General features: G+C 42.4%; 16 protein-coding genes, 1 pseudogene and 1 riboswitch. Of the genes and pseudogenes, 7 read left to right on the top strand and 10 right to left on the bottom strand.

The features are described 5' to 3' along the window. Positions 1-213 precede the first annotated feature (213 nt). The 3 genes from R8O10_RS04905 (at position 214) to R8O10_RS04895 (ending at position 4,228) form a co-directional block, all read left to right on the top strand. The gene (locus R8O10_RS04905) at positions 214-1,653 is read left to right on the top strand and encodes a sucrose-specific PTS transporter subunit IIBC (protein ID WP_053307217.1); all 1,440 of its coding nucleotides are present in this window, start codon (positions 214-216) and stop codon (positions 1,651-1,653) included. 165 nt (positions 1,654-1,818) lie between these two features. Further along, positions 1,819-2,742: an aminoimidazole riboside kinase gene (locus R8O10_RS04900; protein ID WP_053307218.1), complete on the top strand. Its 924-nt coding sequence runs from the start codon at positions 1,819-1,821 to the stop codon at positions 2,740-2,742. Between the two features lie 31 nt (positions 2,743-2,773). Further along, complete coding sequence (locus R8O10_RS04895) at positions 2,774-4,228, top strand: sucrose-6-phosphate hydrolase (RefSeq protein WP_318191154.1); 1,455 nt, start codon at positions 2,774-2,776, stop codon at positions 4,226-4,228. Between the two features lie 64 nt (positions 4,229-4,292). On the opposite strand, the pseudogene R8O10_RS04890 reads toward R8O10_RS04895, so the two are convergent. Continuing rightward, positions 4,293-4,412: pseudogene (locus tag R8O10_RS04890) on the bottom strand (dihydrofolate reductase); the annotation flags it as partial. Positions 4,413-4,665: 253 nt separating this feature from the next. Between R8O10_RS04890 and yghU the strand changes: the two are divergent. The 3 genes from yghU to R8O10_RS04875 all read left to right on the top strand — a co-directional run bounded on the left by yghU (position 4,666) and on the right by R8O10_RS04875 (position 8,496). Further along, a complete protein-coding gene (gene yghU, locus R8O10_RS04885; protein WP_318191153.1) occupies positions 4,666-5,523 on the top strand; it encodes a glutathione-dependent disulfide-bond oxidoreductase in 858 nt (285 codons plus the stop codon). Positions 5,524-6,706: 1,183 nt separating this feature from the next. Beyond that, positions 6,707-7,876 (top strand): D-alanyl-D-alanine carboxypeptidase family protein, encoded by a 1,170-nt coding sequence (locus tag R8O10_RS04880; protein WP_017819852.1) that lies wholly within the window; start codon positions 6,707-6,709, stop codon positions 7,874-7,876. 212 nt (positions 7,877-8,088) lie between these two features. Further along, positions 8,089-8,496 (top strand): SPOR domain-containing protein, encoded by a 408-nt coding sequence (locus R8O10_RS04875; protein ID WP_005373701.1) that lies wholly within the window; start codon positions 8,089-8,091, stop codon positions 8,494-8,496. A gap of 50 nt (positions 8,497-8,546) precedes the next feature. Here the strand turns inward: R8O10_RS04875 and R8O10_RS04870 are convergent, their stop codons facing one another. From R8O10_RS04870 to R8O10_RS04850, 5 genes are all read right to left on the bottom strand, one after another. Beyond that, a complete protein-coding gene (locus R8O10_RS04870) occupies positions 8,547-9,020 on the bottom strand; it encodes a peroxiredoxin (RefSeq protein WP_258662863.1) in 474 nt (157 codons plus the stop codon). 126 nt (positions 9,021-9,146) lie between these two features. Continuing rightward, positions 9,147-10,163 (bottom strand): adenosine deaminase, encoded by a 1,017-nt coding sequence (locus R8O10_RS04865; protein WP_017819853.1) that lies wholly within the window; start codon positions 10,161-10,163, stop codon positions 9,147-9,149. A gap of 89 nt (positions 10,164-10,252) precedes the next feature. After that, positions 10,253-10,352: riboswitch (purine riboswitch) on the bottom strand. Between the two features lie 237 nt (positions 10,353-10,589). Then, complete coding sequence (locus tag R8O10_RS04860) at positions 10,590-10,730, bottom strand: PA3496 family putative envelope integrity protein (RefSeq protein ID WP_017633782.1); 141 nt, start codon at positions 10,728-10,730, stop codon at positions 10,590-10,592. A 50-nt stretch (positions 10,731-10,780) separates the two neighbouring features. After that, positions 10,781-10,990, bottom strand: coding sequence for a hypothetical protein (locus R8O10_RS04855; protein ID WP_005373692.1), 210 nt, complete (start codon positions 10,988-10,990; stop codon positions 10,781-10,783). Positions 10,991-11,230: 240 nt separating this feature from the next. Beyond that, positions 11,231-11,440, bottom strand: a complete 210-nt coding sequence (locus R8O10_RS04850; RefSeq protein WP_005373691.1) for a cold-shock protein — start codon at positions 11,438-11,440, stop codon at positions 11,231-11,233. 401 nt (positions 11,441-11,841) lie between these two features. Here R8O10_RS04850 and R8O10_RS04845 point away from each other — a divergent pair, with 401 nt between their 5' ends. After that, a complete protein-coding gene (locus R8O10_RS04845; RefSeq protein ID WP_017635146.1) occupies positions 11,842-12,690 on the top strand; it encodes a pirin family protein in 849 nt (282 codons plus the stop codon). 142 nt (positions 12,691-12,832) lie between these two features. On the opposite strand, the gene R8O10_RS04840 is transcribed toward R8O10_RS04845, so the two are convergent. The 4 genes from R8O10_RS04840 to R8O10_RS04825 all read right to left on the bottom strand — a co-directional run bounded on the left by R8O10_RS04840 (position 12,833) and on the right by R8O10_RS04825 (position 16,552). Beyond that, a complete protein-coding gene (locus R8O10_RS04840) occupies positions 12,833-13,681 on the bottom strand; it encodes a patatin family protein (RefSeq protein ID WP_005373688.1) in 849 nt (282 codons plus the stop codon). 257 nt (positions 13,682-13,938) lie between these two features. Then, positions 13,939-14,277, bottom strand: a complete 339-nt coding sequence (locus R8O10_RS04835; protein WP_017635147.1) for a hypothetical protein — start codon at positions 14,275-14,277, stop codon at positions 13,939-13,941. Between the two features lie 692 nt (positions 14,278-14,969). Next, positions 14,970-15,401 (bottom strand): YccF domain-containing protein, encoded by a 432-nt coding sequence (locus R8O10_RS04830; protein ID WP_005373685.1) that lies wholly within the window; start codon positions 15,399-15,401, stop codon positions 14,970-14,972. A 218-nt stretch (positions 15,402-15,619) separates the two neighbouring features. Continuing rightward, a complete protein-coding gene (locus R8O10_RS04825) occupies positions 15,620-16,552 on the bottom strand; it encodes a Gfo/Idh/MocA family protein (RefSeq protein ID WP_017635148.1) in 933 nt (310 codons plus the stop codon). Positions 16,553-16,559 lie beyond the last annotated feature (7 nt).

Genomic DNA, 16,559 nt, shown 5'->3' with positions numbered 1-16,559 from the left:
CGTTTTTGGGATTGTTTGCAAAGAGAAGATGAAAAGCTCTTTGATAAGTAGCGATTCTAACCTCCTATACTGCTCTTAGGGAGAGAATTTGACGATCATTCTCACATTCTCTCTGCTTTATCTTTGAACATTTGGTTCTATTGAGCAAAAATCTGTTTTGCAAACGTTCCCGAAAATTTCGCAAGCTCAGATAATAATCCAATGGGGTATGAAATGAATTATCCGGCAGTAGCAAAAGAGTTGGTAACTCTATTAGGTGGTAAAAGCAACATCACCGCACTTGCGCATTGTGCGACACGCTTACGCCTTGCCGTTGCAGATGAGCAAAAAATAGATGAACAAGCGATTGATAGCCTTGAAGGAGTAAAAGGGCAGTTCAAAGTTGCGGGTCAGTACCAAATCATTTTTGGATCTGGCATCGTAAACCAAGTTTATGCAGAAATGGCGAAGTTGACGGGGATGAGTGAAATGTCCACCAACGACGTTGCGTCTGCTGGCGCAGAGAAACAAAACATTGTTCAGCGCGCGGTGAAAGGGCTGTCTGATATTTTCGTTCCAATCATTCCAGCAATCGTCGCTGGCGGTTTGTTGATGGGTATCTATAACCTATTGACTGCCCAAGGCTTGTTCATTGATGGAAAATCTTTGATTGATGTCAACCCAGGACTGACAGACTTGGCGAACATGATCAACACGTTTGCGAACGCGCCGTTTGTTTACCTGCCTATTCTGCTGGCATTTTCAGCCAGTAAGAAGTTTGGCGGTAACCCATATTTAGGGGCGGCGCTAGGTATGTTGATGGTTCACCCTGACTTGCTGAATGGTTGGGGATTCGGCGGCGCATCTGTGTCTGGCAACATTCCGGTTTGGAATATTCTTGGCTTTGAAATCCAAAAAGTGGGTTACCAAGGTTCGGTGTTACCGGTTTTGGTATCGGCATTCATTCTTGCGAAGGTTGAGCTAGGCTTACGTAAAGTCATACCTTCTGTTTTAGACAACCTTTTAACGCCATTACTGGCGATTTTCATAGCGGGTTTGCTGACGTTTACTGTCGTCGGTCCGTTCACGCGTGATATCGGTTTCCTATTGGGTGATGGTCTGAACTGGCTATACAACACTGCTGGCTTTGTTGGTGGTGCGGTATTTGGTCTTATTTATGCTCCGTTTGTTATTACTGGTATGCATCACAGCTTCATTGCGATTGAAACTCAACTTCTTGCGGATATTGCGACGACGGGCGGCACCTTTATCTTTCCTATTGCGGCGATGTCTAACGTTTCTCAAGGAGCGGCAGCGTTGGCGGTGGGCGTGATGAGCAAAGATAAGAAGATGAAAGGTATTGCGATTCCATCTGGTGTTACGGGTTTGCTGGGTATTACAGAACCGGCTATGTTTGGTGTTAACTTAAAACTACGTTACCCATTTATTGCGGCAGTTTGCGCTGCGGCGTTATCAAGTGCGTTCATCACAATGTTTAATGTGAAAGCTCAGGCATTGGGCGCAGCTGGTCTTCCAGGCATCATTTCCATTACGCCAGAGAAGATTGGGTACTACATCGCGGGTATGGTGATCGCGTTCTTGACCGCATTTGTTCTCACCATTGTTCTTGGTATGCGTGACCGCGCTAAAGTCGGTAGAAAAGCAGCGGCTTAATCTGAACTCCTTAGGGGTGGAGTCCCCCAAAATCCACTTCTTTTCCTAAATGTTTGGGGTGCTAGCCAAGCACTAATGGCTTGGCTAGCCTTTTTCAATTTTTACTTGGTAGTGAAGGTGTTCAACACGTTGGACTATCAGGGCTTTAATTTCAAGGTAAGCAAGATGAATCAAGTGTGGGTAACTGGTGATGCTGTTGTCGATCTAATACCGGAATCTGAGACTTCTTTACTCAAATGTCCCGGTGGTGCACCAGCGAATGTCGCCGTAGCAATTGCTCGTCTATCTGGTAAGAGTGCGTTTTTTGGACGTGTAGGTGATGACCCATTTGGTCGCTTCATGCAATCAACGCTCGATCAAGAGGGCGTGAGCACTGAGTTTCTCGTTAAAGACCCAGAGCAAAGAACATCAACAGTGGTGGTGGATTTAGACGAGCAAGGTGAGCGCAGCTTTACGTTTATGGTAAAACCGAGCGCTGATCAGTTTATGTCTGTTGAAGACATCCCAAACTTTAAGCAAGGTGACTGGCTACACGTTTGCTCAATTTCACTGGCAAATGAGCCAAGTAGAAGCAGCACATTTGAGGCGATCAAAAGAGCAAAAGTCGCTGGTGGTTTCATTAGCTTTGACCCTAACTTGCGCGATGAAGTGTGGCAAGACCAATCAGAAATCCAAGCTGTCGTGATGAAGGCTGTAGCGATGGCCGATGTGGTTAAGTTCTCTGAAGAGGAGCTTTTGTTCTTAACTGACTCAACATCGATGGCGCAAGGTTTACAACAAATAGCCGCTTTGAATATTGCTTTGGTCTTGGTGACACAAGGTGCTAAAGGCGTTTGGCGCGTCTTTGAAAATCAGAGTGAGCTGATCACTGGTCAAGTCGTTAGTCCGATTGATACCACAGGTGCGGGTGATGCTTTTGTCGGAGGGCTACTGGCATGCCTGTCTCGGCATGACGATTGGAAAAATCATCCTGTTGTTAGCTCTGCGATTCAATGGGCAAATGGCTGTGGTGCATTAGCGACGACGCAAAAAGGCGCAATGACCGCGCTTCCGACCCAGACAGAGTTGCTGCAATTTATTGGGCAATGATCTTCAGATCCAATTTCAGTTGAGAAAAATTATGAGCTTAAACAACCGTTGGACTGTAGAGCAAAGATATCGCCGACTTGAGCAAATCCCTCAGTGTGATATCGAGGAAATGACACTTTTACGTCAGCAAGATAAAGGCTTTCCTAGTTTTCATATCGCCCCTAGATTTGGGCTGTTAAATGACCCAAATGGGTTGTGCTATTTCAATGGTGAGCACCACATCTTTTACCAGTGGACGCCTGTGGGACCAGTCCATGGAATGAAGTATTGGTACCACCTTTCTACTAAAGACTTCATCCATTTTACTGATCATGGTGTGGGTCTTCATCCCGACCAAGACTACGATTCACATGGTGTCTATTCGGGCGGTGCTTTGGTGGAAAACAACAAGGCTTTGCTGTTTTTTACTGGTAATAAGCGTGACCAAAACTGGAATCGAATTCCAACACAGTGCTTTGCCACCATGGATTCAGACGGCAACATTGAAAAGCACGGTGTGGTCATTGAGAACGAACATTACACGGAGCACTTTCGTGATCCAAAAGTTTGGAAGAAAGGCGACGACTATTTGATGGTGGTGGGAGCTCAAACCAAAACCGAGCATGGTTCAATGGCGCTCTATCAAAGCAAAGATTTGAAAACGTGGCAGCATAAAGGTCCAATTAAGACCAAGTTTTCTGACCTTGGGTACATGTGGGAGTGTCCTGATTTCTTTGAGATTAATGGTCAATCGGTGATGCTGTTTTCTCCACAGGGCGTGAGCAGTAGTAATCCTTATGATTTCAAAAACATCTATTCTGTCGCATATATCGTGGGTGATCAGTTGAACCTAGAGTCGATGACTTTAGAAAACCACCAAGATATTTTGCAGCCAGATTATGGGTTTGATTTCTACGCCCCACAAACCTATTTAGATGAGAATGGGCGTCGCATTCTTATTGCATGGATAGGGTTGCCAGAAATCGATACACCATCGGTCACACACCAGTGGGCAGGAATGTTGTCTCTTCCTAGAGAACTAACGTTGAAAGATGGTTTTCTTGTTCAAACTCCGCTCCCTGAGCTGAAGAATTTAAGAAAAGAAGAGGTGGTCTTTGCACAATCCCATACACTGGAAAGCACCAGTTGTTTGATCCAACTAGACCTTGAGGGCGATGGCTTTGAACTTGAGCTGAGTAACCTCAAAGGTGACAACATCGTCTTTAGTGCGACAAAGCACGAGTTTATGCTGGACCGTCGTCACATGTCTCATTTGTACGCAGAAGAATTTGGTAGCATTCGAAAAGCACCAAGATTGGACGCTAAGCAGACGATTGATATATATATCGACAATTCTGTCATCGAGATTTTCATTAATGGTGGCAAACACACGATGACCAGTCGTTTCTTTATTGATGACCTTAGTAAAGTAACGTTGATAGGTTTGGAACAAGCAAGGCTTTTCCCTTTGAAAGGTATAACTGGTTTGTTTGAATCAGCTAAGTAACGGTTTCGAATACATTAAAACGCCCTTCATTGATTTAGTGAAGGGCGTTTTTCTTTCTAACTATCTAACTTAACTGCCTATCACGCACGTAAGTTGTTTGAACTAAGGTATCCAGAACAACTTCATTCTTGGTGACTTTGAAGTTTAGCGGTTGTTCTAAATCCCCAAATAGAGGTGCGCCGCCGAGTGTAGCTTACTCATCGTTGGCATCTCGAACCTAGTTTACATTACCGTGACGTTTTTACTTATAGCGTGAAAGAAAATCCCATAACCAAAGGTTCTAACTAAAAGAGATTACAGGACTTTTATTTAGCGAATTCGACCTAATATCTTGAGTATGCCTAATCGCAGTTGGCGAAGAGGTGATGTTAATAATGCTTGCTGGCGCGTAAGACCCGTCAGTTTGAAGATGCATTCAAACACAATAAGGGAAAACAATGGCTAACGAATACATTCCACCAAAAGTTTGGACAAACGATAATGAAAACGGCGGTCAGTGGGCGAGCATCAACCGTCCGGATTCTGGCGCACGTCATGAGCAAGAGCTTCCAGTTGGTGAGCACCCATTCCAACTTTACTCAATGGGTACCCCAAATGGTCAGAAAGTGACGATCATGTTTGAAGAGCTTTTGGCGGCTGGCGTAACGGCAGCAGAATACGATGCATACCTGATTAAGATTGGCGATGGCGACCAGTTTGGCTCTGGCTTTGTAGCTGTTAACCCAAACTCAAAAATTCCGGCATTGGTTGACCGTTCGGGTTCTGAGCCAGTGAACGTGTTTGAATCTGGCAACATCTTGTTTTATCTAGCAGAGAAATTTGATCATTTCTTACCAAAAGAAGGCGCTAAGCGTGCTGAGGTAATGAACTGGTTATTCTGGCTGCAAGGTTCTGCGCCATACCTAGGCGGTGGTTTTGGTCACTTCTACGCGTACGCAACAGAGAAGTTCGAGTACCCAATCAACCGCTTTACAATGGAAGCAAAACGTCAGTTAGATGTATTAGACAAGCGTCTTGCGAACAATGAATTCCTAGGTGGCGATGAGTACAGCATCGCTGATATCGCAACATGGCCATGGTACGGCAACCTTGTGTTGGGTCGTGCTTACGATGCGGCTGAATTCTTAGACGTAGAAAGCTACAAAAACGTTGTGCGTTGGGCAAAAGTAATTGATGAGCGTGAAGCGGTAAAACGTGGTCGAATTGTGAACCGTTCATGGGGTGAAGAATGGGAGCAGTTACCTGAGCGCCACAGCGCAGAAGATATTGATAAAGTATTGAAACTTAAACCATAAGCAATCTTGGCCTAGCTACGTCAAATGAGTTTAGTTTTATCTATGCTTATACAGTGACCTTAATCAAATCTATAGCGCACCATATACGGTGCGCTATTTTTATTCTCATTTAGTCTCGAAATGCTAATTTATATCACCTCTTGAAGAGCATTTAGTTCGTAGATGAATCTTTAATGTATTTATATATTATGATGCAAAACAAAGCTCATATTTCCATGTTAAATATGGACTGGTCATACTGCTTTCTAATAATTAAATTATTTAAAAATTATAAACTGATTTTATATCCATTATAAATAAAATTAATGATAATTAATATTTGACATAACCACTAAATTTATGTGGAATATGCGGGTTGATTTGTTTTGAAGAAATAAAATCAATTTCTAGTACTTTTATTTAAGACAAGCTTAGCTTTTAGCGATGTTTAATTATTAATGCTTATATCATGAAAGAGGATATGTATGATGTCGTCGTTTGAGTCGTACTGGGTTGGGATACGTCAAAGAATAGCCGCACAAACCGAAGGTAACCGCAGTTTAAAGTCTCTAGTCATTAAAAAGCAGCGTGTGAACTTAAATAACAGTGGGTTATCCTTTCGCGCTAAGTCCGGATGCCTTATTCCTCACTGTTATACCAAGTTCTCTGATGAGATAAACCTAAAAACATCGAAAAAATCGTCTCTTAGTTTTAAAAAAGGAAAGCTGTATTTTTCTCCAGTTTAATAATAAATGAAATTTGCATAAATTATAATATTAGGTTTTTAAATTTATCGATAATTAATTACGATTTTATGATGCGTTTTCAATATGTTTTCTTGGTAAATAATTAGCTGGGCTTATTGTTGATTGTTTTTGTTGTTTCCTATTTAGATATGGATAAAAGCTCAACTACTTTTCCTATACCAGCTTACTCCCTGAATTGGCTTGCGCGCTTTTTCTCCCCTCTAAAAAAACATAGCGTTACGGAATTATTTTCGCTCCTGTTTCATTCTTCAAGACGAAAGCTCTACCTACCTCTCATTATTTTCGACAAACATTGAGTAAAAGTAACCAATCGTAACAAGGTGGCTGTAACTGAGCGCCGTTTCAATATACTCGTTTTTTAACTAGGTAATCCCGCGCTTTGAATTCATTCGGGTACCGTTTGTAAGCCTTAAATGCTACTAAGATAAGATGTCATGATGAGAAAAAGTACTATATTACACACAGTGTTAATTACAGGGTTCGCTGCTGTATCCTCGTTGGCTTATGCTGCGCCTTCAGTTGTGCCAAATGCGCCGGAACTCAGTTCTCGTGGTTATGTTTTGATGGACTTCCATACGGGGAAAGTACTGGTTGAACGTGATGCCCACAAACGTTTAAACCCCGCGAGTTTAACGAAGTTGATGACTGCTTATGTAGCTGGTCAAGAAATTAATACAGGCAATATTACGTTGAATGATGAGGTTGTCATCAGCCGAAATGCTTGGGCAAAAAATTTCCCAGATTCTTCAAAAATGTTTATTGAAGTCAATACTTCCGTTTCTTTGTCTGACTTATACCGTGGTCTGATTGTTCAATCTGGTAACGATGCCAGTGTCGCTATTGCTGAGCATGTTGCGGGAAGTGAATCAGGGTTTGTGAGTTTGATGAATAGTTGGGCCGCCAAGCTTGAATTGTCTAACACGGCATTCACCAACCCTCACGGCCTAGACAGTGACGGTTTATATTCGACACCTTATGATATTGCCAAGTTGGGCCAAGCGATTATTCGTGACTTACCTGATATCTATCCGCTGTATAGCGAAACCTCGTTTACTTACAATGGCATCACTCAATACAACCGTAATGGCTTGCTTCGTGATCGTAGTATGAATGTCGATGGCATGAAAACTGGTTATACAAGCGGCGCGGGTTATAGTCTAGCGACTTCTGCAACACAAGGTGATATGCGTTTGATTGCCGTAGTGATGGGAGCGAAGAGTGAGAATGTTCGTGAATCAGAAAGCAAGCAGCTGTTGAGTTATGGCTTCCGCTTTTACGATACGGTAATGCCGACTGAGGCGGGTGCGGAACTTGCGAAAGCTCGAGTTTGGATGGGCGAAAAAGACGAGCTTACTGTCGGCGTAGCTAACGATGTTTATCTCACTTTGCCAAAAGGAGATGTAAAAAATCTGCAAGCGGAAGTTGAATACAACGGTGATTTAGTTGCGCCAATTTCTGAGCAACAAGTGGTTGGTAAAGTGCTTTACAAAGTCGACGGTAAGGTCGTAAATGAAGCCGAGCTCGTTGCATTGGAGTCCGTGGAGGAAGGCAGTTTATTCAAGCGAATTTTAGACTGGTTTAAGCAATTGGTCGCTAGCTGGTTCTAAACAGTAGCGAACTTCTGTCTATATCACTCTATCTTGTTAATGTTCTATTAAATCAATTTACTAAGGCGACCAACGTGGTCGCCTTACGTTTTTGGAATACTCGTTGCGTTAAAACACAGGCCCTCTTGTAAGGGTGTGTTTTTACCTGACCAAGAGCGTTTTGTGTTTTTGGGTGCGAGAGAAAAGAAACTAGAACAAGAATGGAGTGACACGTGCACAAGATTTTATCTTTGACATTGATTTTATCGCTCATGGGCTGCGCTATGCCTTACCAGCAGGAGGTCGATAGCGGCCAATGTGTTGGAGTCATGACCTCTCAGGATGCATATGGTTATTTAAACCCAAACCATTACACGATGCAGGTACTCGCGCTAAAGCAAGAAAAAGATGTGAAAGATTATATTCGCTATATCGATCCTAAGCATCCGGTTTGGGTTAACTGGAAAAACAGCCGAGGCACGCGTTGGTATACGGTAACTGTTGGTGATTTTAAAACGAAGCAGGATGCCTACAATGCGCTTTCTTCATTACCAAGCCGTGTAAAGCAGTCATCCCCGTTTGTGCTGACTTTTGCGGAAATGCAGCGTAAGCAACAAACGAGTGTTGTGAGAATGCGTTAACCAACAAAAAACGGAAGCGATGGCTTCCGTTTTTGTATTTAGGAGTAAGCTTAAAGCGCCGCTAAAATCGTTTCTGCTTTGCTTGCTTCAAACTCTTTTGGCTCTTCAACGTTTAGCTTAGTCACTGTGCCGTTTTCAATGATCATTGCGTAACGTTGTGAGCGAATACCACCAAAGCCGCCTGTATCCATTTCAAGACCTAATGCTTTAGTAAAGCTAGCGTCGCCATCACCCAACATCAAAATCTCAGAAGCGTTTTGAGCTTCGCCCCACGCTTGCATCACAAATGCATCGTTTACAGAAACGCACGCAATAAAATCAACACCTTTTGCCTTTAGCTCATCAGCTAATACCACATAGCCTGGTAGATGGGCTTCTGAACAGGTAGGGGTGAATGCGCCAGGTACAGCAAAGAGTACGACTTTCTTGTTCGCAAACAGTTCTGTAACGTCGTGGTTCACCATACCATCGGCAGTCAACTCACTTAGAGTTGCAACTGGTAGAGCTTGGCCTTGTTGAATCATGATTCTATTCCTTTTTGTGTGCTAGTTTAGCTTTCTCAGTCTAGCGTTTATAAATGCGGTTAACCACAGAGTTTTTGTAGGGTTTTAATACCTACGCGTTTGGCCTAAGGCGTGGAACTGATGCCTTTATTGCAAAGCTTCGTGCTGGTTTACGTATTGGCTAACAAGGTGACGATATTTCGCCTTTAACTCGTTATCGATAAAGCTGGCATCAATCGCGTTCATTGTAAATTGGGCAAGTTCACTCTTACTCATTGGATGTGCGTTGTTGACGGCCAGAAAGTTATCCGTCATGTAGCCACCAAAGTACACAGGATCGTCTGAGTTAATCGTTACAGCGACACCTTTTCGTAGCAAATCCACAATATTGTGATCTTTCATATCGTCGAATACACATAGCTTAAGATTCGATAACGGACACACTGTCAGTGGCATTTGGCTTTCGATTAAGGATTCAACTAATGCTTCATCATCAACACAGCGAACACCGTGATCCACGCGGCTCACGTAAAGCATTTCAATTGCATCGCTAATATTTTGTGCGGGGCCTTCTTCACCTGCGTGAGCAACGGTAAGTAAGCCTTCTTCTACTGCTTGTTTAAATACGCGCTTGAATTTAGCTGGCGGATGACCTTGTTCTGAAGAATCTAGTCCAACACCAATGATCTTATCACGGTGTTTCAGAATAGCCTGTAGGGTCTCTATGGCGCTCTCTTCTGAAAGGTGACGGAGAAAACACGCAATAATTTGCGAGGTAATGCCAAGTTTTTCGTGACCATCTTTTAGCGCACGAGCGATTCCATTGATAACAGTGTCAAAGTCTATGCCGCGTTCTGTGTGTGTTTGAGGGTCAAAAAAGATTTCGGTATGAATAACGTTGTCTTCTTTACAGTGCAGTAAGTATTCCCAAGTGAGATCGTAAAAATCTTGCTCCGTACGCAGAACTCCCGCTCCTTGGTAATAGAGGTCGAGAAATGATTGTAAGTCTGTAAACTGATATGCGCTGCGTAGTTCACTCGGAGAAGAGTAAGGGATCTCGATGCCGTTTCGTTTTGCTAATTTGAATAAGAGTTCCGGCTCAAGTGAACCTTCGATATGTAAGTGCAGCTCTACTTTTGGAAGACCTTGAATAAATGCGTTCATATTCCACCTTATGTGTATTGTGGATGCAGTTACTCTAAGAATAGGTATAGATAGAAATAAATCGAACGCTATCACAAAGAGTAAGACCCACGATGATCTCAACTCTTCGTAATCAGCACTTTGCGGGAACTGGTAGAGACCCCCAAACCATATCATTGGGGTTATACGAAGCAAACGAGAGGGATTATACGCAAAAATATCGCTTTGGCTATACGCAAATAACCTAACTGTCATTAGTCACGGGTTTTCCTGTGAGCGAAACGACTATTTGCAAGTCACTTGAGTATAGAGGAGCCAGTTGTTTTTGCGTGTGTGAGAGGCACGTGTAATTAGAAGAGTAGTCTAAAAGAGTGGAGATTCGTTTGAGCAAAGGTAGGTGGCGGTACCTTGCACAACGATAAAGGCAGAGAAAGCACTAGAGAGCATTTATAGATCGAATAACTTATCAAATTCTCTTTGTTCCATAATGTCTTCTATGCGGCGTCGAGTTTTCTGCTTTACCGCCGCCGCGTTTTGTTCAGACTCTTTTTTGTCTTTTTCTGACTGCTTCTTACTTTTTCTAGCCATTGGATACCTTCCAAATTAGTTGCATTATCCATTAATGCATGAAAACTGAATCAGTTAACAGTAAAACTTCCTAACTTTGAACCTGAATCACAGAGAATAGTTCCAGATTGCGTTTTCTCACAATATTCAAAATCGATCATGAAGCTATGAGAAAGAAGTTTCGGTAATACGTGCCTTCGTAAAATATCACCATTTAATTGATGTATTTTAGCGTTCCAAGAGGTTTGAGGTTGTTCTAAATTAAATTCAATTTCTAACATTTATTCTCCTGTTTTTTAGTGATTTTCTCTTTGTTAAGTAATTGATACCAATGCCTTTGACGGCCAGTTCTTTTTGAGGACATGATTTTTCCTATAAATAATAAATTAAGCAGTACTATTCAGTTTATTTTAGATAGCACAAAGCAATGCCTAAAATTAGGCTGAGTGATTGATGAAAGAATATTTTTGAAGGAGAGAGGTTTGGTGCAGCATGGGCATGCTACACCAAGAAAAGCAGTCTTATAGAGGAGTTACTTCAGTCGCTTGAGGACCTTTTTTACCTTGCTCTACATTGAAGCTTACTTTCTGACCTTCAGTCAGTGTTTTGAAACCGTCAGAAACGATAGCGTTAAAGTGTACGAATACATCTTGGCCGCCGTTGTCTTGAGATAGAAAACCGAAGCCTTTAGTTTCGTTAAACCATTTTACTGAACCAGTTACTTTAGACATAAAAATACCTTTGAATTAAACATTAAAATTATGATTTGTTTTGTGGATCTTTTCTAAGCTATTGAATGTTCAATCAAGAGGAAGTTGTACGCAGGTGTCTGAATTGGGGATTCAAGATTTTACTGAGAGGAAACTTAAACTAAATGTTGCATTAACAGCTCTCTTCTAAGAGCCAAGGCACACTATACACCTTGTTTAGAAAATAGCTACATTTATTTTAGATAAATTAAATGTGCTCATTATTAACTCGATAAATTGTATTGTTCGAAAAAGTTGAATAAGTAGAACGAATAGTATGGCTCATAATTTTAGCTCATCAACCTAAAATAGAACCTTATCGATAGCCATAGATTGAACATGCGACTTGCAAGCGGTCACAAAGATAAACTAGGAGAACTAGTATGAGTACATTCAGAGAAATTCGTCAGCTTATTCCTGCACAACCTACTGCTGATGGTGATGGAGTGAAAATTCGCCGTGTAGCGGGTTTCAATCATGCTAGCTTTTCTCCATTTTTGATGATGGATGAACTCAAATCAGAAGACCGCGCTGACTATATCGGCGGTTTCCCTCCGCATCCGCACCGCGGTATTGAGACGCTTACTTATATGTTGAAAGGTCATTTCCAGCATCGTGATCATATGGATAATGTTGGTGAGCTTCGTTCCGGTGGTGCACAGTGGATGGCGGCAGGAAGAGGCGTCATCCATAGCGAAATGCCTATTATGAAGGAAGGCGAATTGCATGGTTTCCAAATTTGGATTAACCAGCCTGCGAAAAATAAGATGCAGCCAGCTCAATATCATGACTTTCAACCTGAAACGATCACTGAGTTTGATACTCCGAATACGGGGGTTGTACGTTTGATTGCGGGTCATATGACTATAAACAACGAACGAATTCAGGGGCCGCTAACAGAGACAGGTGTTGCTGCCACGGTAGCCGATTGGAGAGCGATGGGGGGGCAAGCTTTGAATTTGAACACGGATCAAGACAACAACATGATGCTCTATGTCTATAAAGGTCGTATTCAATTAAAAGGTCGTGAGATCAATCAAGGCGAAATGGCCATTTTATCGAAAGGTGAATGGGTTGAATTGCAGGCCGAAAAAGAGAGTGGTGCACTGATCTTTATTGGTGAGCCAATTAATGAACCCGTGGTGCATTATGGCCCTTTTGTCATGAATAGCATGGAAGAGATAGAACAAGCCATCCAAGATTACAACTCTGGGTTGTTTGAAACTTACTAGTTTGGACTGCCTACTCGCTTTTTCAGTTAGCGAGCAAATTAAAACAGTTTTGAGCCTGAATATTGGGCTCGACCAGAAGCAAATACGATAATCCACTGCCATCGAATTTGCGTTAGCCACGTTTAATCCACGTGGCTTTTTTCTACTTCTGACTCCATCGTATGATGGCTTCCTTTCCTGCTTCAATTCCTAACTCATAAGCATGACGCAGTGGTGCTGGCGATCGACTCAGCCGTTTCAACTTGAATGTTTCAGGAGGACACACTTGAATGATTTCGATACCAGGTGGTGGGTTGTTGATCAGCGCTAAGGTCTGATTGTAGCGAACTTCACGTGTCAACATCGGTTCAATTAATCCGGGCGTTTCTTTCAACATCCTCCTAGTTAGGGCGCTGAATCTTCCTCTTGGCTTTTGATAGCTTGCGGGCTGGCTGCGTAAAACCATAATCTTTTTGGCTCCTCGCTTTATTGCTTCTGCAACAGGAAGTGCGTCTGAGACGCCACCATCAACGTATTGAATTCCGTTCAGTGATACGCCATTTCGGTAAAGTACAGGCAGTGCGCTGCTGGCTTTCATTGTTTCTGCCAAGTCGTCGACATCAGGAAGGTGGTACTCCGCTTGCCCATTGTCTTGACGCGTCACGCCTAAAAAGAAAGGTCGTGAATCAGCTTTGAGCGCAGATTTATCGATGCCAAGTTCTTCGAGGGTGACATTCCACATCCAGTCTAAGTTCATCATATCACCACCACGTAGAAGTTGAGATGGAGAGATAAATTCTTTTCTTAAGCTGTAATCGAGGTAGATTTTTAAGTTACGTCCGGGCATTTTAGCTAAGTAGGCAGCCAAGTTGCTAGCACCCGCAGACACTCCCCAAAAGCTATCAAATGGAGAGAACTCGCTAGCAAGAAAATGATCGAGTATGCCGCATGAAAATACGCCTCGCATGGCTCCACCTTCGACAATCAATGCTCGAGAGCCTACTTTTTCCATCACTTCGCTCCACTCTTTATCAATCGGATAATAGCGTGCAGCTTAACGCATAATGGTTTTATACCCAAGTGGGCCAAAGGTCTAGGTTGCGTTCCTTTGAATAAAAAGGGCATCAACGGATGCCCTTGTCACTTTTAGCCTATGGAATTGCGGGTAATTGAGTCGCTAATTTAGTGAAGGAGACCGAGCCAATTAGCCCCCTTACATAGAGCCATACCTGTAGTCCCATACTGATCGTTGTTGGAATAGTTTGATGATCACTTGTTAAATAGGCATACAAACACTATCCAGAGCGTTGTAAGCAAAAGTAATGGGGTGAATACTTTCTGGATAGAAGCGCCATCAGTTAAATTGTAAATTTTGATGGATTCATTATAGAACGCTCGTTTGAATTCTTTGAAGCTAATGTCGCTCTTCGCATGCGACTGTTCATAGTGCTGGTGCGCAGCGTCCGATAGCTGGTATTCCAAGTCTTGGAGCTCGTACTCCTTGTTAAAAAACGCATCCCAAGCCGAAAGGCGGGCTATCGTTTTAGGAGATGGATCCCCATTTAGTTTCTCTAGACGTTTAGCATAAGCTGCTTGATATTTATCCACGGTATATTCCTGTCTGAATAGACGTTGAGTTAGAACATATGTAAAAAAGAAAAATAAGTAATAAAAGGTTTTTTACGTTCTATACCTGTGATAAATGCTAAAAATTTCAATGCTCTAGCACTCCGATGTCGCAAATGATATTGATGGAATTGCTCTGCGACAAATAAAATAATTACTCTAGATAACAACGAATTTTTGTTGTTTTTTTTTAAAACTGATCATGAGATTGAGTGGGGATTTTTACCGAGAAGAATTTCGCTACTGTAACTGTCTATATTTACTCAAAAAGAGAAAATCTTAGAAGCTTTCTTTGATTGATGTGAGATATTTTAGGTCGAAAAGCATTAATTTTGGCTACGCTTATAGTTCGTCTTTTTTGTTGTTGAACTCTACTTCGAGGGGGAAAGAACCCATATTTCGAGCATAGGATAGCTCGCTTTTTCGTTACGTCGTTCTTGGAGTTTGAATCAGTGACGACGCTATGAGTCTAGCATCTTGAACTCACTTGGGTGTATTAATTAATTATAAAAGTAAAGCAGTGCTGAGCTAGGATAAACTTCAACGTAAAGGTGACGGTATGAATATACAATCAGCCATTATTGAATATGCGATAGCGATTATAGGCTTACTTTTGACGGGCGTTACCCTCTGAGCATGACTGCCCAGAGGATAGAAAGCGCATTAGCTTTTTGCTAACGATTGATGTTGTATCGAGCCATTGCAGCTTCTTCTGACGATACAACCGTTTTACCAATTGGTGCGAGTGAAATAACCGCTAGCTTGAGGTGTTGGAGCGCAAACGGAATGCCGATTATGGTGACAAAGCATGCTGCTGCAGAAAGTACGTGACCGATAGCTAACCAAAGGCCTGCAAATACAAACCAAAGGACGTTACCAATAACGCCGAGCGGACTCGTGCCAATGTCCATTTCATTGGTCAATTCATCGCGTGAGATGGCCTCTTTACCGAATGGGAAAAAGGAAAAATTACCCATAACGATACACGCACGCCCCCAAGGTATTCCGATGATGCTAATAAAGGCCAAAATACCAAAAAACCACCATAGCAACCCCATAAATACGCCACCAAATACAAACCAAATGATGTTACCAAGTGTTCTCATTCTATTTCCTTTATTCTTGAATGTGATGATTCAGATACCTGAGAGCAGCGTAAAACAAATCTAAACCGTCTGTTTTGTCGATGTGTGCTTTTGTGCCCTCATTCACCTGATTGATAGAATAATCGCTGTAGTCTTAACAGAGAATGAATGCCTTCCCTAAGGCAAGTCTTTTTAGTATAGAGCGTAATACTCAATCAAGCATATAGCCAAGAATCGCATTATCTAGAGACAACTTTCTCGATATATTGACAAATTTGCTCTGCCAATCGATGGCTGGCAATGTTGCGTTTTACTACTTCATTAGCAATATTTCCAGACTCAACGACGCCAAACCAGTCGAGCAACATCGAATGGAAACCTTTACTCGTTAGCATTGGCGTCCAGTCTTTCAAATTGATTTTTTGCTCTTGGTTAGCTTGCCATAGTTTGCCTTCAACGAAGGAGTCGAACTCAACTGCCTTGTTTGCATAACAAGCTTGAACGCGCTCTGTAGTGATACCGAAGTGGCGATTCATCGAGGCGTGGAGCAAAGTATCTCCATGTTGCCACTGAATATCTAAACGCGCCAACTGACTACCTTCAAGTTGATGAGTTACATAAGCATCTTTTAGATCGGCTTTGGCTGTGACGTTAACGCTGTCTAATGGGTGAATAAAATCATCAAATATAAAGGTACGAACATCCCCCGGTAGTTGGTGACGGTTCTTTTCCCAGCGTAGCGACTTTAAGTCAGATATGTTGCCTTGCTGCACTTGTGGCATATGTTGGTTGTAAAGTGGAATGTGACGACGGTTAAAGCCCACATAGAGTGGCTGTCTCTCTTTTTCGGCAATGTCGTACAGCTTTTCTACGTCATCAGCACTATTCGCTAATGGTTTGTCGACAAAGGTTGGAATTCCATGCTGCAGAAAAAATGCCGCTATTTGAGGGTGTACGCTTGTTGCCGCATGAATCATGACGGCATCGACGCCAAAGTGCAGAAGTTGCTGGTAGTCTTGGCAGATCTCTGAGATTCGATACTGCTTAGCCAGGCTCTCAAGTGTGTTTGGGTTGCGGGTACAAAATACAAGTTCGATATTTGGAAGCTGAGTGATAACAGGAAGGTATGCTTTCTGAGCGATATCCCCTAGACCAATAATACCAATTTTCATCCTAGTC

This window comes from Vibrio sp. 1727, from assembly GCF_033344415.1.
In the GTDB taxonomy this organism is placed as follows: domain Bacteria; phylum Pseudomonadota; class Gammaproteobacteria; order Enterobacterales; family Vibrionaceae; genus Vibrio; species Vibrio alginolyticus.
The sequence above is the reverse complement of the archived record's forward strand: the minus strand, read 5'-3'. Positions and strand labels throughout refer to the sequence as shown.